This window comes from Paracoccus sp. SCSIO 75233, assembly GCF_027912675.1.
Classification (GTDB): domain Bacteria; phylum Pseudomonadota; class Alphaproteobacteria; order Rhodobacterales; family Rhodobacteraceae; genus Paracoccus.
This window is the reverse complement of record NZ_CP115757.1, coordinates 1,213,437-1,231,650: the sequence shown is the minus strand read 5'-3', so window position 1 is coordinate 1,231,650 and position 18,214 is coordinate 1,213,437. Positions and strand designations below refer to the sequence as shown.

Sequence of the window (18,214 nt, the reverse complement as noted above, 5' to 3'; positions counted from 1 at the left end):
CTCAGCGGTCCTTCGGGTCGAGGGCGTCGCGCAGACCGTCGCCGATGAAGAACAGCGCGAAAAGCGTGATGCAGAAGAAGCCCAGCGGGAAGCCCAGCTGCCAGATCGTGCCGTAGCGCATGGTTCCCGCCCCTTCGGAGATCAGCGCGCCCCATGAGGTCAAGGGTTCCTGCACGCCGAGGCCGAGGAAGGAGATAAAGCTCTCCGTCAGGATCATCAGCGGCACCAGAAGCGTTGCATAAACCGCAACCACGCCAAGCAGGTTCGGCACGATATGGCGCAGGATGATCTTCGGGCTGGAGACGCCGGTGGCCCGCGCGGCTTCGATAAATTCGCGGTTCTTCAGGGTCAGGGTCTGGCCGCGCACGATGCGCGACATCTCCAGCCATGAAATCAGCCCGATGCCGAGAAACAGCATCTCCAGCCGCCGGCCGAAAATGACCAGCAGCAGGATGAGGACGAACATATAGGGGATCGACAGCAGGATATCGACGATCCGCATCATCACCTGATCGGTGCGCCCGCCGATATAGCCGGAGGTCGCGCCGTAAAGCGTGCCGACGATGACCGCGACCAATGCGCCGACCGTGCCGACCATCAGCGAGATCCGGGTGCCCATGACGGTGCGGGCGAAGATATCGCGGCCCAGATCGTCGGTGCCGAAATAATGCCCGTTCTCAAGCGAGGGCATGCCTTGCGTGGCGGCGGAGCCCATCACCATGAAGTCGATGGATTCGTAGTCCCATTGCGCGAATGCCTGCCCGAAGATCGCGAACAGCACCACCAGCACCAGCACGATCAGTGCGACCATGGCCGCGCGGTTCTTAAAGAAACGCTTGCGGGCATCGGCCCAGGGGCTGCGGCCCCTGACCTCTTCCGCCGCCATGCGTTCGGACATGGTTTTGATTTTATCGTGTTCGATCATGGTCATGTCATCAATACCTGATCTTCGGGTCGATCCACGCATAGAGGATATCGACAATAAGGCTGAACAATATGGTCAGCGCACCGACAAGGATCGTGACGCCCATCATCACGGCGTAATCCCGGTTCAGCGCGGAATCGACGAAGCTTTTGCCGATCCCGCCTGTGGAGAAATACATGTCGATCACAACCGATCCGGTAATCATCGAGACGAAAGCCGGGCCGAGATAGGAGATCACCGGCAACAGTGCGGGTTTCAGCGCGTGTTTGCGGATCACGCGCCCCTCCGGCAGGCCCTTGGCGCGGGCGGTGCGGATGTGGTTCGAACTCAGCACCTCCAGCATCGAGGAGCGGGTGATCCGCGCGATCGAGGCCATGTAGGACGTGCCAAGCGCGATCACCGGCATGATCCAGTACAGCGGATCGTTGAAATTCCACCCCCCGCCGGGCAACCAGCCGAGGCTGAGCGTGAAGATCAGCACCAGAATCGGCGCCATGACGAAATTCGGCAGCACCTGCGCGCCGATGGAGATGCCGACGGCCAGATAATCCAGCCATGTGTTCTGCCGGATCGCGGCGGCGGCACCAAGCGAGACACCGACCACCACGGCGAGGATGAAGGACAGCAAGCCATAAGTCAGCGTGACCGGGAAACCGGCCGCGATGATCTCGTTCACCGTGCGGTCGGGATAGACGAAGCTGGGGCCGAAATCGAAATGCCGGACGATCCCCCAGACATAGTCGACGATCTGCTTCCACAACGGATCATCGAGCCCGTATTTTTCCTGAAGATTGGCCAGCACCTGTGCCGGGACTTCACGTTCCTGGGTGAATGGCCCGCCGGGGGCGGCATGCATCAGCATGAATGAAAAAACGATCAGCAACAGCAGCGTCGGAATCGCCACTGCCAGCCGTCTGAGGATAAATCCGAACATACTCTGGTTCCGGTGAGGTGCCGTGAGGATGACAGGGGCGGCGCGATACCGCCCGGCTGCCGGAACGGAAACCCGCCCCGGCAGATGAGGTTACGGCATCAATGCGCGGTGATATACATATCCTTGCCGTACCAGCTGTTCATCACGTTCTCCAACGCGACGCCCTTCACATAGGGTTTGATGAGGTCGACATTGGCATAGTGATAGATCGGGATCAGCGGCAGTTCCGCGGCCAGGATCTGTTCGGCGGCGGTGTATTGCTCGTTCGGGTTGTCCGAGGTCACGGCCTCGTCCAGCAGCGCGTCATATTCCGCATTGTTGAACTCGCCATAATTCGAGCCGGTGGAGCGGAAGTAATCGAGGAAGGTCGAGGCCTCGTTATAATCGGCGCACCACGCATAGCGGGCCAGTTCGAAATCCTGGTTCTGCATGCGGTCGGTGTGAACCTTCCATTCCATATTGTTCAGCGTCAGATTGACGCCGAGCGGTTTCCAAAGCTGCTGCGCCACGACCGCAATCTTCTTGTGATCTTCGGAGGTGTTGTAGTTCAGCGTCAGTTCCAGCGGGTTGTCCGGGGTATATCCGGCCTCTTCCAGCAGGCGCTTGGCCTCTGCCGTGCGGTCCTCCTGCGTCATGCCGGCCATTTCGATCTCCGGCATCTCGAAGCCTTCGATGGCCCACTGGGTCCAGTTATAGGACGGGCGCTGACCGCCCTGCAAAACCTGATCGACGATAATGTCGCGGTTCAGCCCAAGGGCGAGGGCGCGGCGGATATTCGGATCCTTCAGCTCCTCGCGGCCCTTGTCGGACATATTGATCAGATAGGTGTAGGAGCAGGAATAGGGGATCGAGATCGCCTCGTCCGGGCGCTCTTCCTTCAGCCGCGGATACTGGCCTGCGGGAATATCCATCCGGTCAAGCTCGCCCGCCTCGTACCGGGTCAGGGCGATGTTCTGGTCGTTCACGGTGATGCCGGTCAGCTTCTCCATGATGACATTATCGGCGTCCCAGTATTCGGGGTTCTTCTCCATCGTGATGTCCACGCCGAGATTGTGGCTGGTCAGCACGAAGGCACCGTTGCTGACCAGATTGCCCGGCTCCGTCCAGTTGTCGCCATGTTCCTCGACCACGGATTTCAGCACCGGGAAGGTGGTCGGATGGCTGAGCATCTTGACAAAATAGGGCGTCGGCTTGGTCAGTTTGACCTCAAGCGTGTTGTCGTCGATGGCGGTCGCGCCAAGCTGATCCGGGGGCACATCGCCCGCCACGATTTCAGAGGCGTTGACCACATTCATCAGCTCGATGAACCACGCATATTGCGACGCCGTCGCCGGGTCCGCCGCGCGCTGCCAGCCATAGACGAAATCCGCCGCCGTCACCGGCGCACCATTCGACCATTTGGCCTCCGGGCGCAGGTTGAACGTGTAGGTCAGCCCGTCGTCGGACACGGTGTAATCGGTCGCCACGCCCGGCACCATTGCGCCGGTGCCATCCTCATTCATCAGCCCTTCGAAGATCTGACGCAGAATATCTGAACCCTCGACATCGGTGTTCTTCTGCGGATCGGTGGTCTTGATCGCGTCCAGAAGCCAGAAACGATATTCCTGATTCTCCGCCAGCTCATCCCCGTCGGCGACCGTCACGGCAATGGCCGGGGCGCTCAGGATAAGTGCGAAAGCACTGGTCATAAGGAGTTTTTTCATGGTTTCTCCATTGATTTCAAGGCATCAGACACGACGCCGGAATGTAACAAGGTTATTGCAATTTGATCCTCTGGCAAGGGTTTTCACCTGCCCTTGACCCAGCGTCAGATGCGCGCAGCGAAATCCACGCAAGTATAAGCTATTCGCACGAAGTGGGGTTGAACGGCCCCCGGCGCACGCTACAAGGCAATACTGTCAATCTTTGCGTCCATACCAACGAGGCGCGAAGCAGGGAGGTGTGAGTATGGGTGGCCTGCTGGCCCTTGCGCGCGGCATAGACCGCATCAATACCGGGATCGGCAAGGCCGTGTCCTGGCTGATCCTTCTGGCGGTTCTGGTCAGCGCGGGCAATGCGATTGTCCGCAAGGTGTTCAGCACCTCGTCGAATATGTGGCTGGAGCTGCAATGGTATCTCTACGGGGCGGCGTTTCTGGGGGCTGCGGCCTATACGCTGCTGGAGAACGAACATATCCGCATCGACCTGATTTATGGGATGTGGTCGCGCAGGCGGCAGCACTGGATCGACCTGATCGGACATGTGTTCTTCCTGCTGCCATTTACGCTGGTGATGCTGTATTTCCTGTTCCCCTACGCCATCAAATCCTTTGAACGCGGCGAGGGCTCGGCCAGTGCCGGCGGGCTGATCCTGTGGCCGGCCAAGGCGCTGCTGCTCTTCGGGTTCATCCTGCTGTTCTTTCAGGCGATTTCGGAGATCATCAAGAAAATCGCCGTTATGCGCGGGCTGATCGACGATCCCCACAAGCTCGGCAGCGCGCATGCGCCGCTGGAAATCGACCCCGATCTGCAGGCCGGGGCGGGATTTGCCAACCCGGATCATGCGATCACCGATCTGACTATCGACGAGCCCGACGACCATAACCGCGACCGGGGGAGCCGCGCATGATGGAGCTTATTGCGCAGAACATGGCGCCGATCATGTTCGCCTCGCTGATCCTGTTTCTGCTGTTCGGTTATCCGGTGGCCTTTGCGCTGGCCGCAAACGGGCTGTTGTTCTTCGTCATCGGCGTCGAACTCGCGCCGCTTTCGTCGTCGATCTATCTCGACTGGAACCTGCTCGGCACCATGCCGGACAGGTTGTGGGGGGTGTTGTCGAACGAGACATTACTGGCAATTCCATTCTTCACCTTCATGGGGATTTTGCTGGAGAAATCCGGCATGGCCGAAGATCTGCTGGACACGATCGGCCAGCTTTTCGGGCCGGTGCGCGGCGGCCTCGCCTATGCGGTGATCATCGTCGGCGCGCTGCTGGCCGCGACCACGGGCGTCGTCGCGGCATCGGTTATCGCCATGGGGCTGATCTCACTGCCGATCATGCTGCGATACGGCTATGACCGGCGCGTGGCGACCGGCGTGATTGCCGCCTCCGGCACGCTGGCCCAGATCATTCCGCCGTCGCTGGTGCTGATCGTCATGGCCGACCAGCTCGGCCGTTCGGTCGGTGACATGTATAAGGGCGCGCTGATCCCCGGTCTGGTGCTGACCGGCATTTATCTCAGCTATGTCTTCGTGATGTCGATCATCCGCCCGCAATCCGTCCCGGCGCTTCCGAAGGAGGCGCGGACGCTCGGCTCCGGTGTTCTGTCGCTGCTGGTCGTGGTGGCAATCGCGGTCGGGGTGGCCTTCGCGGCGCATTACTTCCTCTATCCGACGCAGGGCAATAATGCCGATATCCTCGGCGCGGCGGCGGCGGTCGGGTTCCTGTTCCTCGTCGCGATGTTCGACAAGGAGGGCTGGCGTTTTCTGGTCAAGGTCGCGGCAGCACTGGTCGCGGCGGCGATTGCCTGGCTGGGGATGAATGTCATCATCAATTCCAGCTTTGTCACCAGCCTCAGCACGAACCCGCGCGTGGGGGTTCTGATCATTGCGATCTTTGCCGCCGCCGTGGTGGCGTTCCTGATCTTCTCCGCCTTCATGCGCGTCCTTGGCCGCGTGATCGACTTCACCCCACGGGAGGAGCATCATGTCGGGCTGCTGTCGAAACTGACCCAGAAGGTCATTATCGTGCTGGTCCCGCCGCTGGCGCTGGTCTTCTTCGTGCTGGGGACGATCTTCCTCGGCTGGGCCACCCCGACAGAGGGGGGCGCAATGGGCGCTGTCGGCGCGCTCGTGCTGTCGGCGATGAAAGGGCGGCTGAACTATGACGTGATCCGGCAGGCTCTCGCCTCCACCACCCGGCTCGCCAGCTTCGTGATGTTCATCCTGATCGGGGCGCGGGTGTTTTCGCTGACCTTCTACGGGGTCAACGGGCATATCTGGGTCGAACATCTGCTGACCTCGCTGCCCGGTGGCGAATACGGATTCCTGATCGTGGTCTCGATCATGGTGTTTTTCCTCGCCTTCTTCCTCGATTTCTTCGAACTGGCCTTCATCATCGTGCCGCTGCTGGCGCCTGCGGCGGAAAGCCTCGGGATCGATCTGATCTGGTTCGGGGTCATTCTGGGCGTGAACATGCAGACCAGCTTCATGCACCCGCCCTTCGGCTTCGCGCTGTTCTATCTGCGCAGCGTCGCGCCGCGCGAGGCGTATCAGGACCGGATCACCGGCAAACCCATTGCCGGGATCACCTCCGGCCAGATCTACTGGGGCGCGGTGCCCTTCGTGTTCATCCAGATCCTGATGATCGGGATCGTGATCCTGTTCCCGGGGCTGGTCATGCACTACAAGGGCGCGCCGGTGAATGTCGAGAATGTCGATTTCACCGTCCCGATGGGTACGGGCGGCGATCAGGGCGGCTTCGGCTCCCTCGGCGGGTTCGGCAGCTTGGGCGGCGCACCATTCGGCACCGATGCGGCACCGGGGGGCGAGGCGCCTGCGGCGGATAACGGTCTCGGCGGCCTCGGTGACCTTGGCGGCCCGCCGGATTTCGGTGCACCTGCTGGCGGGGACGCAGCGGTCGAGCCGTCCCCAAGCGGTTCTCTTGACCCGCTCAGCGGACCGCCGCCGGGGCTTGCCAACTAAGATCAGGACGGGGGCCAGCGCCCCCGTTTCTTTTTGCCAGACAAGGGAAAACCGGCGCAAATCCGCCGTCGCAACAGGCGGTTCTTACGCCGGTCATCCTTTGGGGTCAGTCTGGGAATGAGCTTGGTTCTTTTAACAGGTGCATCATGTATCATGGCTTTGTCCGCCGCCGTATCCGCGATCTTTTCGCAGCCATCAACAAGGGGGACGCCGCACCGTTTCTGGCCGGGCTCGCGCCGGAATTCGAGCATGTGTTCATCGGCGATCATGCGCTGGCAGGCCGCCGGATCAGTCCTGAGCAGACCGCCGAATGGTATGCGCGGCTGTTCCGGTTGCTGCCGAGGCTGGAATTCGACCCGCAGCGCATCGACGTCGCTGGCGGGCCGTGGAACACGATTGCCGTGGTTGAATGGTTTGAGAGCAACCGGGCGTCGGATGATGTCGAAACGACAACCGCCGGTGTTCATGTCGTGACCATCAAATGGGGCAAGGTCACGCGGCTTCTGATCCTGTCCGACACCGCGAAACTGCAGGAGATGCTGCTGCGGACGACAGGTTCAAGCGGCGGCGAAAGCTTGGCTCCGGCGCTGGATGAAGCACCCGGCTGGCCGGCACCCGTCCGGCGGGGCTAGCAGCCCGGTGCGTCGGGCAGATCGGCACAGGCGGTCGCGGCACGGCGCAACGCCGCAGCCCGTTGTCGCAGCGTTTCTGCGCGGGAGTTCAATGCAGCATCCGCGACGGGCGTATTCGCTGTGACCTCCGCCGAAGACACCGCAAGCGCGGCACCCGCCGTTTCCAGATCGGCAACCACCTGATCGGGGCTGTTCGCGGCAATCTGCGCATGTCCGGGGATGGAGGGTTCGGCAAGCACCTGATCGGTCGGCAGCAGCGCGGGATAATCGCCGCTGCGGTCGCCACAGCCAAGCAGCGGCAATGTCGCTATCAGCGCCACGATGCCCGTTCCTGCGCGTCTCGTCATGCTTCATCCCTCAACGCGCCGCGCTGGTACCCGAGGCCGGACTCGAACCGGCATGGATTGCTCCGGCGGATTTTGAATCCGCTGCGTCTACCATTCCGCCACTCGGGCAACAGAGCGGAGATAGCGGGGTTTGCGCCCGGCGGCAAGGGCTTGTCGCCGGGCGCGGACGGCGGCGATCAGGCGGCCTCGCGCGCCGCCCCGGCGTGACGCGCGGCGATCCGGGCGATCCGCTGCCCATATTGCCGCCCGGCCTCCAGATCGCCCGGGTAGGGGCCTTCATCCGGGGTGGAGTCAGAACGCGCGATTCCCATCAGCCCGGTCGAAAACCCGGTCCAGTTCACATCGGCGGGCGTGTTGGCCAGCGTATTGCTGGGCATCTGGCCGGGGCCGACCCAAAGCTGGCCATGCTGCTGCGCGAAAGTGATCAGCCAGGACATCGTCTCACCCTTGTCGCCGACCGTGCTGGCCGAGACGGTGAACCCGCCCGCGACCCGCCCCGCCAGCGCCTGCTGCGCCCACAGCTTCGAGCTGGCATCGGCGAAGCGCTTAAACTGCCACGCCACATTGCCCATATAGGTCGGGCTGCCGTAGATCAGCGCATCGGCGGCCTCGATAACCGTCCAGTCGGCGTCGGTGATGACACCGTCCTCCGGAATGCGGATGACGACCGGGCTGGCACCGCTGGCGCGTACGCCCTCGGTCACGGCATCGGCGAGTTTCGCGGTATGGCCGTAGCCGCTGTAATAGATGATTGCGATAGTGGTCATGTCAGGTTCCTCATGCTGTCGATGGTGGCAAGCTGAGGTCTTTACTTTCAAAAGAAAAGCAGGCACCTTTTGGTAAGTAACTTACCCGAGCGAGAGATTTGCTGTGAAAGCTGATCTGGCCCTGCGCGAAAAAAATATGCCTGCCTGTCCGGTGGACCGGCTGCTCAGGGTGATTTCCGGGCAATGGACCAGCTATCTGCTTTGGGTGCTGTCGCAGAACGGGCCGCAGCGATTCGGCGCGCTGCAGAAACTGGTGCCGGGGATTTCGACCAAGGTGCTGACGGAGCGGTTGCGGATGCTGGAAACCGCCGGGCTGATCCTGCGCGAACAGGCTGCGACGATCCCGCCGCAGGTGACTTATTCCCTGACCCCGCGCGGGCTGGAATTGCGCGGGCTCATGGATGATCTGAGCGTCGTCGCGCGCCGCTGGGATACCGAAGGCTGGCGTCCGCCGCCGCGCTGACCGGGCGCTTTACGCCCGGCCCAGCTTCGCCAGCCGCGCATCGCGCAGACGGGCGAAATCGTCGCCGGCATGATAGCTTGACCGGGTCAGCGGCGTGGCGGAGACCATGAGGAAGCCTTTGCCATAGGCGGATTTTTCGTAGCCCTTGAACTCGTCCGGGGTCACGAAACGGTCGACGCGGTGATGTTTCGGCGTCGGTTGCAGATATTGCCCGATGGTCATGAAATCCACATCCGCCGCGCGCATGTCGTCCATCACCTGCAACACGCCCTGACGATCCTCGCCCAGGCCCACCATGATGCCGGATTTGGTGAACATGGCCGGGTCAAGCTCCTTCACCCGCTGCAACAACCGCAGCGAGTGGAAATAGCGCGCACCGGGCCGCACCGTCGGATAGAGGCCGGGCACGGTTTCGAGGTTGTGGTTGAACACGTCAGGCCGCGCCTCCACCACGATCTCAAGTGCCTCCGGTCCGCATTTCAGGAAATCCGGTGTCAGCACCTCGATGGTCGAACCCGGAGAGCGGTGGCGGATCGCGCGGATCACCTGCGCGAAATGCTCCGCCCCGCCATCGGCCAGATCGTCGCGGTCGACCGATGTGATCACAACATGGTTCAGCCCCAGCTTCTGAACCGCATGGGCCACCCGCCCCGGCTCGAACGGGTCGAGCGCGTCGGGCTTGCCTGTGATCACATTGCAGAAGGAACAGCCGCGCGTGCAGATTTCCCCCATGATCATCATCGTCGCGTGACCCTGCGACCAGCATTCGCCGACATTCGGACAGCCCGCCTCTTCGCAGACGGTGGACAGCTTGTTCTCCCGCAGGATCTCGCGCGTGTCCTTGTAGCCTTGCGAGGTCGGTGCCTTCACCCGGATCCAGTCCGGTTTCTTCGGCTGCGCCTGATCGGGGCGATGCGCCTTTTCCGGGTGGCGCGCACGGGCGGCAAGGGCGCGAAGGGCAGGGGGCTGTTCGGTCATGGCGGCCTCTTGTGGGAGTTCGGATGAAGGTAATGCCTTTCCGCTGCGCGATCAACGGGCTGTGCGGCAGGGCTGATATGCAATGCGTTCAGGGGGTGGCCGTATCACCCAATCATCGGGCCGCCATTGCCATAGCGGGTCTGGTAATGCTCCGCCAGCCGCTGCAACGCCAGTTTCAGCACCACCTTGCCGGAACGTGCCGACCAGCCCAGTCGCCGCTCGGTCATTTCCAGCCCCTCCAGAAAGCAGCAGACCCGCAGGACGAGGTCATCCATGCCGGGACCAAGCTCGCGCAGCGCCGCCGAGACGCGTTTGCGCGCCCCGTCGGAGCCGCCGCTGTGGAAACCGGCGGCGCTGCTTTCGTCGATCCCGGCGGTCAGGAAACGGTCCCAGTTCTGGGTCACGCGCGGCCCCATATGGGCCAGTTCGAAATCCTCGCGCAGGCGTTCGGCAGCGGCGATCAGATCCGGCGTCAGCAGGGGTTTGCCATTGCCATCCTTGCGGCGGGCGAGCAGCAGCAGCGGGCTTTCGGCGAGGTTGACCCGCATGTTCCTGACCTCGCCATTCTCCGGGTCGCTGAGCTTGCGGGTGCCCCAGATGCGATGCTGGTCGGCATGATCGTCCGACGCGGCACGCGGCCCATCAACGGAGTGTGCATCAACCGGGGCGGCATCCGCAAAATCCCCGCTCTGCGGCAGACCGCGATTGCGTGAGGACAGACGCCGCAGCGCCGCCCGGCCTGTGCCGGATAGTTTATAGCGCTGCATTTTCTGGCCGGAGGAGATCGGCTCAACCCATCCGTTCACGGCGAATTCTTCGGCCATCTGCCGGGGCAGGACGCCGGTGCGAATATCGTCGCGGGTGATGATCGCCTTGTCCATCCCTGTCGCGACGATCAGTTCCGCGCCCCGCTCCGCCAGACGGCGCAGCATGGTTCGGGTCTGGTCCTTGCCGGATTCGTCGCGACGCCGGGGCAGGGGATCCGCGCCAATCCGGCGCAGCGCCTCGTCAATCAGGGGATCGTCGCGGCGGTTTTCGAATCTGCGGATACGGCGCAGCATGGTCGAGGCATGGCATCCGGCTTCGCGCGCCAGCGAGCGGATCGACTCTCCGTGTTCCACATGGCGCAGATACAGGCGGGCATCCGCGCTCAGCCGTTCGGCGTCACCCGTTTCATGCTGGCCGGACACAGAAAACGCGGAGGTCTGGATGGTCATGGATATGTGTTCCCCATAATTGGCCGGGCCGCATGGCAGCGCGCGCCCGCGAGTGACTGAACCTGTCCGCTCGGACGGTTTTTGCGTTAAGCAGGCCTGCATTTTTTCTAACAAAAGCTAAAATTTTACTGATCTTCCGGGCGTTGCACGGGCGGTTTCCGCAACACCCAAGAAAGCCGGGTAAAATCGCGTCAGAACTCGCAAAAGGAGATGACGCGATGAGCTTTGTTGGCAATCAGAAGATGTTCCGCGCCGCGATGGCGGAGGCACCGCTTTACCGGCCCGCATGTCTGGTCAGGGCGGCGCGGGCGGGGCAGGCGGCATGGCGCAGGCAGCGCGATTTGCCGCGCCTGCTGCGGCGCGAGACGGTGCCGGCGAACGCCGCCGCGATCCGCATCCTGCGCGCGGCAGAGGCGGAGGCGAATTGCGCCCGGTTGGAGAAGCGACCGCGATACGACCTGCACCGCCATGTCACGCTGCTGATTGCGCTTCTGGCAGAGCTTCAGCTTGCGCGGCGGAATGCGGATCGCCCCCGCACCCGCCCGCGCCGGATCAGCGGCCCCGGAACATCCCGCCCAGCACCCCGCGCATGATCTCTCGTGTGCCGGAGCGGCCCAATTCGCGGGCGATGGATTTGCCGAAGGTCTCCAGCACGGAATCGCCGCGCGATCCGCTGCTGCTGCGCCGGGTTGTGGTTTTCCGGCCCGATGCGGGGATCGTCAGCTTCGGGTTATAGCGCCGCGCGCGGTTCAGCTTTTCATCCGGCTTGCCCCGCACCACCCACAGATCGTCGTCATCGACCCCCTCAACTGTTTCCTGCGCCTCGGCGGCGGCTTCCTCGGCCCGTTTGGTCAGTGTCTCATGGGCGGAATCGCGGTCGAGCGGGGTGTCGTATTTCACCGACATGGGCGAGGCCGCCATGATGTCCGCGCGTTCTTCATCCGAGATCGGACCAAGCTGGGAGAAGGGCGGGCGGATCAGTGTCCGCTGGACGATGCCGGGGACGCCCTTGTCCTCCAGAAACGATGTCACGGCCTCGCCGGTGCCGACCTCGGTGATCGCGTCCGCCGTGTCGAATGCCGGGTTCGGGCGGTAGTTCTGCGCCGCCAGACGCAGCGCCTTCTGGTCCTTCGCGGTGAAGGCGCGCAGCGCGTGCTGGACCCGGTTGCCAAGCTGGCCCAGAATATCCTCCGGCACATCGGCGGGGTTCTGGCTGATGAACCAGACGCTGACCCCTTTCGACCGGATCAGCCGCGCGACCTGTTCGACCTTGTCGGTCAGCACGCGTGGCGCGTCGTCGAACAGCAGATGCGCCTCGTCGAAGAAGAAGGCACAGACCGGCTTGTCGGGATCGCCGACCTCGGGCAATTGCTCGAACAATTCCGACAGCAGCCAGAGCAGGAAGGTGGAATAGAGCCGGGGCGCGTTCATCAGCTTGTCGGCGGCAAGGATATTTATCATCCCCTTGCCGTCCTCCCCCTGCCGCATGATGTCGGATAGCGCTAGCGCCGGTTCACCGAACAGCGATGCCCCGCCCTCATTCTCCAGCGTCAGCAGGGATCGCTGGATTGCGCCGACAGAGGCGGTGCTGACATTGCCATAGGTCAGCGACAGATCCGGTGCGTTCTGCCCGACCCAGACCAGCATGGATTGCAGATCCTTCAGGTCGAGCAGCGCCAGACCCTGCTCATCCGCGACGCGGAACGCAATGTTGAGTACCCCTTCCTGCACGTCGGTCAGATCCAGCAGGCGGGACAGGAGCAGCGGCCCCATCTCCGCCGGGGTGGTGCGTACGGGATGGCCCTTTTCGCCGAACACATCCCAGAACGTGACCGGATATTGCTGGTAGTCGAGATCCAGCCCGATCTTTTCCGCCCTGCTGGTGAAGGCATCATGCAGCTTCGCCTCCGCCGAGCCGGATTTCGCGAGCCCCGACAGATCGCCTTTCACATCGGCCAGAAACACCGGCACCCCGGCCTCCGACAGTGATTCGGCAAGCGTCTGGAGGGTCACGGTTTTGCCGGTCCCGGTCGCGCCGGCGATCATGCCGTGGCGGTTGGCATATTTCATCCGCAGAAATTGCGGCGCGCCATAGGCGTCGCCACCCCCGCCAACGAAGATTCTGCCGGCGTCCAGATCGAGTGCTTTCATTCCAATCCCTCGTTGCGTGGTCTTGCTTTCGTGCAACATTCCTTCGGCAAAACAATACCCACTTCGCGCATTTGTACCAGTGCGCCCTTGTTCCTTGCGTGGATTAGTCCCATCCTTGAGGTTCCTCCCTGTTGGACTGCCGCGCCTTCGGGCGCGGCCCTTTTACGTCAAAGGACTGTTGACGGCTCCGATTGTGCGCATTAGCGTGAGCACAATTATGAAGACCGGCAAGTCCGGCAGGGAGAGAAAGGGTCGCCACAAGCGCGGCCCTTTTTTAATATTTATATATTAAAAACAATATATTACGCTTTTCGTGACAGAAGCGTGAAGCGCGATTTACCCTTATACGCTGACATTTCCGCTGGCCGGTGGTAACGCTCTGCCAATGAATTATTTATGGAGGCAGCATGTCACCGATTAAAACCTCAACCGCCCTCGCAGTGATTCTCGCACTCGGCGCGTCCCCGATTCTGGCGCAGACCGCGCAGGATGCGGCTGATTCTGCGACGGAAATGGCGGATCAGGCGACGGAGAACGCTCAGCAAATGGCCGATGACGCCGTTCAGGCGGCAGAGGATGCCGTGAACGCCGCCACCGAGGAGGCACAGGGCACGGTCGATCAGCTGACGCAGGATGCCCAGAACGCCGTCAGCGAGGCGCTTGGCCAGTCCGAAGACGAAGCTGCCACCGATGACAGCGCGGCAGAAGCTGACGCCACCGAAGCGGCGGCACCGGCTGCGGACGCGGCCAAGACCGACACCTCAGCGACGGAAGCGCCTGCCGAGGAGGCCGCAGCAACCGAGGAGCCAGCGACCGAGGCACCGGCAACCGAGGACGCAACGACCGAAGAAGCGGCACCTGATGCAGCGGCGACCGAGGAAACTGCCACGGAAGAAGCCGCCGCCCCGGCGGAACCGCAAATCGGCGCTTATTATGTCCGCTCGACCCATGATGCCTGGACGCTGCGCTGCATCCGCACCGAAAGCGGGGCCGATCCTTGCGAGCTGTACCAGCTTCTGCGCGACGGGCAGGGCACATCCGTGGCCGAAGTCACGCTGATCCCGCTGGAGAATGGCGGTCAGGCCGTCGCCGGTGCGACCATCGTGGCGCCGCTGGAAACCGATCTGGTCAGCGGTCTGGCGCTGCGCATCGATTCGGGCGAGAGGAACGGTTATCCGTTCAACTTCTGCGCCCCGGTCGGTTGTATCTCGCGCATCGGTCTGACGCAGAGCGAGCTTGACCGCTTCAAACGCGGCAATGTCGCCACGGTCAGCCTGCTGCCCTACGGCGCGCCGCGGGAAGAGGTGTTTAACCTTGAAATGTCGCTGGCCGGGTTCACTGCCGGTTATGAGGCGCTGAACACCGCCCTGACCGAGATGCGCAATCAGGCTGCCGCACCCGCAGGTGATGCCGAAGCCGCGCCTGCCGAATAAGCAGACTCGACGGATCAGAAAAGAAAGGGGCCTCAGCGGCCCCTTTTTTCATGATATTTCAGTATCTCAGACGTGTTTTATGATGCGCCGCTTGACCAGACGGGAGGTCGATACCGGTCGGGTATCCGCAGGTTCGGGCAGCGACAGAACGAGGTCACGCAGCATCTCGATCGCTTCCTCGCTCTTCGGCGGCAGCGATTTCGCGGTCACCGGCGCGCCGATGGAGACCTGATATTGCTGCCCGGCCTTGTTCAGCACTTCATGGAACAGGGTCACGTCGCGCAGAGTCGGGTGTATCGCATCGAACAGATAAAACAGCATGGAATTGCGCGCCCGGATGCGCAGCGGGATCACCGGCACATCCATCTTGCGCGCGATCATCGCCGCTGACGCCATCCACGGCCGTTCCTGCAAGGTCAGCCCGCGTCGCTTCGCCAGACGGCCCGAAGGGAAGATCAGCCCGATCCGGTCCTCCGCCAGCCAGGCGCGGGTCTGCTGCATGGTCGCGCGGGTCTTGCCGTGGCTGCGCTTTTCCATCCGCCATTCCACCGGCACGATCATATTGTCGAGCTGCGGCAGGACGCGCAGGATGTCCTGATTGGTGTAAATGAAAAGATCGCGCCGCACGCGCCCGATCAGCGAATAGAGCACGATCCCGTCAGCGATTCCCGTCGGATGATTCGCCACGATCAGGGCAGGGCCGTCTTTCGGGATGTTTTCCAGCCCGGTGACCTCCAGATCGCGGATAATCATCTGCTCCATATGGGCGAATATGTCTTCGGTCGGGCTGTCGCGGAACTCCGCCCCCAGATCGAGCGTGCGCGGATAGCCCAGCATCTGCATCAGCAACCGTCGCGCCATGCGATGATGCCAGCGACCGGAAGCGACCCAAGGCGCCCGCTCTTCTATGAGCGGGTCAAGCCTTCGTTGCATCTCGTCGCGTGGACTGTCGGCCGGATCTGTCATGACGCAGATTATCCCCTCACGCGCCTACGCCCGCAAGGGGTGTTGTGACGCCGCGCCCGTCACGCGGCATTACGGATGCGAGAGGCCATCTCGCGCAGGTTTTTCGACAGGCCGGGTGCCGCAAGTATACGGTCCAGCGCCGCCTTTGCGCGGGCCTGACGCTCGCCGTCATAGCGCGCCCAGCTTTCGAAGGCCGACGACATGCGGGCCGCGATCTGCGGATTTACCTCATCCATTTTCAGCAGCCAGTCGGCCAGAAATTCATAACCTGAACCGTCTTTGGCGTGGAAGCCCGCATGGTTCGCGGTCAACCCGCCGATCAGCGCTCGGAAACGGTTCGGGTTCTTCCAGTCAAAGTCCGGATGTTGGGAGAGCCCATGGGCCACCGCGACTGCCCTTTCAGGCTTTGCGGCTATAGTCTGCAAGGAGAACCACTTGTCAACAACAAGCCTTATATGACTGAATTCAGTGAAAAAATCAAGAACTTCTTTTTCATATTTTTGAGCAGCGATAAGTGCAGACAATGCCGCCGCGCGCTCTGTCATGTTTCCGGCGCTTCTGTAAAGCTCGGCTGCGCGCGCGCCGTTGTCGATCCGGTTCAGCAGGGCCAGCGCAGCAAGGCGCAGCGCGCGTTTCCCCGCAGATTCCGCGTCCGGGCGGTAGGGTCCGGGGACCTCGTTTTCGCGATAAGCTGAATTTAGCGCGCGTTCGTGACGGCTGGCGATCTCCGCCGCCAGCGCCTCGCGCGCCGCGTGGATTGCGTCGGGGTCGGGGGTCTGTCCGGCCTCCGACAGGGCGACGGCGATCTCCTCCTCCGACGGCAGGCGCAGGCACAGGGCGAGCAGCGCCGGATCGGCGTCGGCATCGGCAAGAAGTCGCCCAATCGCGTCCAGATATTCGGGATCGGCAGCAGCGCCATTCACCATTGCCAGCAGGGTGTCCCGCGCGAGTTGCCGTCCGGCCTCCCATCGGGCGAAGGGGTCGGTGTCATGCGACAGCAGGAAGGCCCGCTCGGCAGCGGTCTGATCGCGTCTGAGAATCACCGGGGCGGAGAAGCCTCGCAGGGCCGAAACGACCGGCCGGGCCGACAATCCGTCGATGCTGAATTCCTGCGCGGATTCGGTCATTTCCAGAATCTGCGTCGGGACGACCTCATCGCCATTGGGCGAAAGCAACCCGACAGCAATCGGGATCACGCGCGGGGGCTTTTCAGACTGACCGGGCGTCGGCGGGGTGATCTGAGTGAAACGCAGCGTCAGCTTGCCGGCGTCGTCCCAGTCTTCTTCCATCTTCAGGATCGGGGTGCCTGCATCACTGTACCAGCGTTTGAACTGACCCAGATCGCGGCCGGTCGCGTCCTCGAACACCTTCAGCCAGTCCTCGATGGTGGCAGCGTCGCCGTCATGGCGTTCGAAATAGAGGTCCAGCGCCTTCTTATATCCGTCATCACCGACCAGCCGTTTCAACATGCCGATGACTTCGGCGCCTTTTTCGTAGACCGTCGCGGTGTAGAAATTGTTGATCTCCACATAGGATTCGGGCCGGACCGGATGGGCGAGCGGGCCCTGATCCTCGCGGAACTGCCGCGCACGCAGGGCCAGCACATCCTCGATCCGCTTCACGGCGGCGCTGCGCAGATCGGTGGTGAATTGCTGGTCGCGGAACACGGTCAGCCCTTCCTTCAGGCAAAGCTGGAACCAGTCGCGGCAGGTGATGCGGTTGCCGGTCCAGTTGTGGAAATATTCATGCGCGATCACGCTCTCGATCCGCTCGTAATCGGCATCGGTCGCGGTTTCAGGTGAGGCGAGGACCAGCTTGGAGTTGAAGATGTTCAGCCCCTTATTTTCCATCGCGCCCATGTTGAAATCGTCGACGGCGACGATGTTGAACACCTCGAGGTCATATTCGCGGCCATACACCTCCTCATCCCATTTCATCGACTTGATGAGGCTTTCCATCGCGAAACCGGCCCGGTCTTCGTCGCCGGGACGCACCCAGACATTCAGATCGACATGGTTGCCCGACATGGTGGTGAAACTGTCCGACACAGCACGCAGATCGCCCGCGACCAGCGCGAACAGATAGGCGGGTTTCGGCCACGGGTCGGTCCAGACCGCCAGCCCTTCCTCCTGCCGGGCCGGATTGCCGTTCGACAGCAGCACCGGCAGATCGGAATGGATAGTTACCTCGAACGGGGCCATGACATCGGGCCGGTCGGGATAGGGGGTGATGTGGCGAAACCCCTCCGCCTCGCACTGGGTGCAGAACATGCCGCCCGACAGATACAGCCCCTCGCAGGTGGTATTGGCGGATGGATCGATCACCGATTGCGTCGTCAGCGTAAAACTGCCCGCCGGGGCAGGGATGGTCAGCGTCTCGCCCGTGCGGGTCCAGGCGTCATCGGCCAGTTCCTGTCCGTCAATCGCCACATGACGCAGATCGACGCCCGCGCCGATATCCAGCACCAGATCGCCGTCGCCCTGCCGGGTCATCTCCAGATCGCTGCGAATCTTTGTCGCAGAGGGATCGAGGGTAAAGGCGAGCCGTGTCCGGTTAATAACAAACGGATACGGGCGGTAATCTGAAAGCAGCGTGGGTTGCTGGACTGGCCGGGTATCGCTCATATTCTTTCACTTTCGGAAAAAAGCTTCTAATGCGGGAACTTGTGTGTTGTGCCTGAGTTAAGCGCAGGATAGCCGCATCGCAAGCCGGGACGCTG

At 62.4% G+C, this 18,214-nt stretch carries 16 protein-coding genes and 1 tRNA gene; 6 read left to right on the top strand and 11 right to left on the bottom strand.

The window, feature by feature from the left end:
- Position 1: 1 nt before the first annotated feature.
- The 3 genes from PAF12_RS06000 to PAF12_RS05990 form a co-directional block, all read right to left on the bottom strand.
- On the bottom strand, positions 2–925 hold the full coding sequence (locus tag PAF12_RS06000) for an ABC transporter permease subunit (protein WP_271109176.1): 924 nt from the start codon (positions 923–925) through the stop codon (positions 2–4).
- Between the two features lie 10 nt (positions 926–935).
- A complete protein-coding gene (gene oppB, locus PAF12_RS05995; RefSeq protein ID WP_271109175.1) occupies positions 936–1,859 on the bottom strand; it encodes an oligopeptide ABC transporter permease OppB in 924 nt (307 codons plus the stop codon).
- 98 nt (positions 1,860–1,957) lie between these two features.
- Positions 1,958–3,562 (bottom strand): peptide ABC transporter substrate-binding protein, encoded by a 1,605-nt coding sequence (locus PAF12_RS05990; RefSeq protein ID WP_271109173.1) that lies wholly within the window; start codon positions 3,560–3,562, stop codon positions 1,958–1,960.
- Between the two features lie 244 nt (positions 3,563–3,806).
- Between PAF12_RS05990 and PAF12_RS05985 the strand changes: the two genes are divergently transcribed.
- The 3 genes from PAF12_RS05985 (at position 3,807) to PAF12_RS05975 (ending at position 7,173) form a co-directional block, all read left to right on the top strand.
- On the top strand, positions 3,807–4,466 hold the full coding sequence (locus tag PAF12_RS05985; RefSeq protein WP_271109171.1) for a TRAP transporter small permease subunit: 660 nt from the start codon (positions 3,807–3,809) through the stop codon (positions 4,464–4,466).
- The gene (locus PAF12_RS05980) at positions 4,463–6,541 is read left to right on the top strand and encodes a TRAP transporter large permease subunit (protein ID WP_271109169.1); all 2,079 of its coding nucleotides are present in this window, start codon (positions 4,463–4,465) and stop codon (positions 6,539–6,541) included. Before PAF12_RS05985 ends, PAF12_RS05980 begins: the two co-directional genes overlap by 4 nt.
- A gap of 146 nt (positions 6,542–6,687) precedes the next feature.
- Positions 6,688–7,173, top strand: a complete 486-nt coding sequence (locus tag PAF12_RS05975; protein WP_271109167.1) for a nuclear transport factor 2 family protein — start codon at positions 6,688–6,690, stop codon at positions 7,171–7,173.
- On the opposite strand, the gene PAF12_RS05970 is transcribed toward PAF12_RS05975, so the two are convergent.
- The 3 genes from PAF12_RS05970 to PAF12_RS05960 form a co-directional block, all read right to left on the bottom strand.
- A complete protein-coding gene (locus PAF12_RS05970; RefSeq protein WP_271109166.1) occupies positions 7,170–7,520 on the bottom strand; it encodes a hypothetical protein in 351 nt (116 codons plus the stop codon). The genes PAF12_RS05975 and PAF12_RS05970 overlap by 4 nt on opposite strands.
- A gap of 24 nt (positions 7,521–7,544) precedes the next feature.
- Positions 7,545–7,628, bottom strand: a tRNA-Leu gene (locus tag PAF12_RS05965).
- A 68-nt stretch (positions 7,629–7,696) separates the two neighbouring features.
- Positions 7,697–8,287, bottom strand: a complete 591-nt coding sequence (locus PAF12_RS05960; RefSeq protein WP_271109164.1) for a flavodoxin family protein — start codon at positions 8,285–8,287, stop codon at positions 7,697–7,699.
- A 103-nt stretch (positions 8,288–8,390) separates the two neighbouring features.
- Between PAF12_RS05960 and PAF12_RS05955 the strand changes: the two genes are divergently transcribed.
- On the top strand, positions 8,391–8,750 hold the full coding sequence (locus tag PAF12_RS05955; RefSeq protein ID WP_271109162.1) for a helix-turn-helix domain-containing protein: 360 nt from the start codon (positions 8,391–8,393) through the stop codon (positions 8,748–8,750).
- A gap of 9 nt (positions 8,751–8,759) precedes the next feature.
- Here the strand turns inward: PAF12_RS05955 and lipA are convergent, their stop codons facing one another.
- Positions 8,760–9,728 (bottom strand): lipoyl synthase, encoded by a 969-nt coding sequence (gene lipA / locus PAF12_RS05950; RefSeq protein WP_271109160.1) that lies wholly within the window; start codon positions 9,726–9,728, stop codon positions 8,760–8,762.
- A 104-nt stretch (positions 9,729–9,832) separates the two neighbouring features.
- Positions 9,833–10,945, bottom strand: a complete 1,113-nt coding sequence (locus PAF12_RS05945) for a DUF6456 domain-containing protein (RefSeq protein ID WP_271109159.1) — start codon at positions 10,943–10,945, stop codon at positions 9,833–9,835.
- A gap of 218 nt (positions 10,946–11,163) precedes the next feature.
- On the opposite strand from PAF12_RS05945, the gene PAF12_RS05940 reads away from it, so the two are divergent.
- Positions 11,164–11,538, top strand: a complete 375-nt coding sequence (locus PAF12_RS05940) for a DUF6477 family protein (protein ID WP_271109156.1) — start codon at positions 11,164–11,166, stop codon at positions 11,536–11,538.
- Here PAF12_RS05940 and PAF12_RS05935 read toward each other — a convergent pair.
- A complete protein-coding gene (locus PAF12_RS05935) occupies positions 11,498–13,096 on the bottom strand; it encodes a helicase HerA-like domain-containing protein (protein WP_271109155.1) in 1,599 nt (532 codons plus the stop codon). The genes PAF12_RS05940 and PAF12_RS05935 overlap by 41 nt on opposite strands.
- Positions 13,097–13,503: 407 nt before the next feature.
- On the opposite strand from PAF12_RS05935, the gene PAF12_RS05930 reads away from it, so the two are divergent.
- Positions 13,504–14,529 (top strand): invasion associated locus B family protein, encoded by a 1,026-nt coding sequence (locus tag PAF12_RS05930; RefSeq protein ID WP_271109154.1) that lies wholly within the window; start codon positions 13,504–13,506, stop codon positions 14,527–14,529.
- 66 nt (positions 14,530–14,595) lie between these two features.
- On the opposite strand, the gene PAF12_RS05925 is transcribed toward PAF12_RS05930, so the two are convergent.
- The gene (locus PAF12_RS05925) at positions 14,596–15,495 is read right to left on the bottom strand and encodes a lysophospholipid acyltransferase family protein (protein ID WP_271109153.1); all 900 of its coding nucleotides are present in this window, start codon (positions 15,493–15,495) and stop codon (positions 14,596–14,598) included.
- A 59-nt stretch (positions 15,496–15,554) separates the two neighbouring features.
- Positions 15,555–18,119 (bottom strand): aminopeptidase N, encoded by a 2,565-nt coding sequence (gene pepN / locus PAF12_RS05920; protein ID WP_271109151.1) that lies wholly within the window; start codon positions 18,117–18,119, stop codon positions 15,555–15,557.
- Positions 18,120–18,214 lie beyond the last annotated feature (95 nt).

What these genes read in the sequence shown, in the direction of transcription:
- PAF12_RS06000 (WP_271109176.1), bottom strand. Translation starts at nt 925, where the DNA reads ATGATCGAACACGATAAAATCAAAACCATGTCCGAACGCATGGCGGCG.
- oppB (WP_271109175.1), bottom strand. Translation starts at nt 1,859, where the DNA reads ATGTTCGGATTTATCCTCAGACGGCTGGCAGTGGCGATTCCGACGCTG.
- PAF12_RS05990 (WP_271109173.1), bottom strand. Translation starts at nt 3,562, where the DNA reads ATGAAAAAACTCCTTATGACCAGTGCTTTCGCACTTATCCTGAGCGCC.
- PAF12_RS05985 (WP_271109171.1), top strand. Translation starts at nt 3,807, where the DNA reads ATGGGTGGCCTGCTGGCCCTTGCGCGCGGCATAGACCGCATCAATACC.
- PAF12_RS05980 (WP_271109169.1), top strand. Translation starts at nt 4,463, where the DNA reads ATGATGGAGCTTATTGCGCAGAACATGGCGCCGATCATGTTCGCCTCG.
- PAF12_RS05975 (WP_271109167.1), top strand. Translation starts at nt 6,688, where the DNA reads ATGTATCATGGCTTTGTCCGCCGCCGTATCCGCGATCTTTTCGCAGCC.
- PAF12_RS05970 (WP_271109166.1), bottom strand. Translation starts at nt 7,520, where the DNA reads ATGACGAGACGCGCAGGAACGGGCATCGTGGCGCTGATAGCGACATTG.
- PAF12_RS05960 (WP_271109164.1), bottom strand. Translation starts at nt 8,287, where the DNA reads ATGACCACTATCGCAATCATCTATTACAGCGGCTACGGCCATACCGCG.
- lipA (WP_271109160.1), bottom strand. Translation starts at nt 9,728, where the DNA reads ATGACCGAACAGCCCCCTGCCCTTCGCGCCCTTGCCGCCCGTGCGCGC.
- PAF12_RS05945 (WP_271109159.1), bottom strand. Translation starts at nt 10,945, where the DNA reads ATGACCATCCAGACCTCCGCGTTTTCTGTGTCCGGCCAGCATGAAACG.
- PAF12_RS05940 (WP_271109156.1), top strand. Translation starts at nt 11,164, where the DNA reads ATGAGCTTTGTTGGCAATCAGAAGATGTTCCGCGCCGCGATGGCGGAG.
- PAF12_RS05935 (WP_271109155.1), bottom strand. Translation starts at nt 13,096, where the DNA reads ATGAAAGCACTCGATCTGGACGCCGGCAGAATCTTCGTTGGCGGGGGT.
- PAF12_RS05930 (WP_271109154.1), top strand. Translation starts at nt 13,504, where the DNA reads ATGTCACCGATTAAAACCTCAACCGCCCTCGCAGTGATTCTCGCACTC.
- PAF12_RS05925 (WP_271109153.1), bottom strand. Translation starts at nt 15,495, where the DNA reads ATGACAGATCCGGCCGACAGTCCACGCGACGAGATGCAACGAAGGCTT.
- pepN (WP_271109151.1), bottom strand. Translation starts at nt 18,119, where the DNA reads ATGAGCGATACCCGGCCAGTCCAGCAACCCACGCTGCTTTCAGATTAC.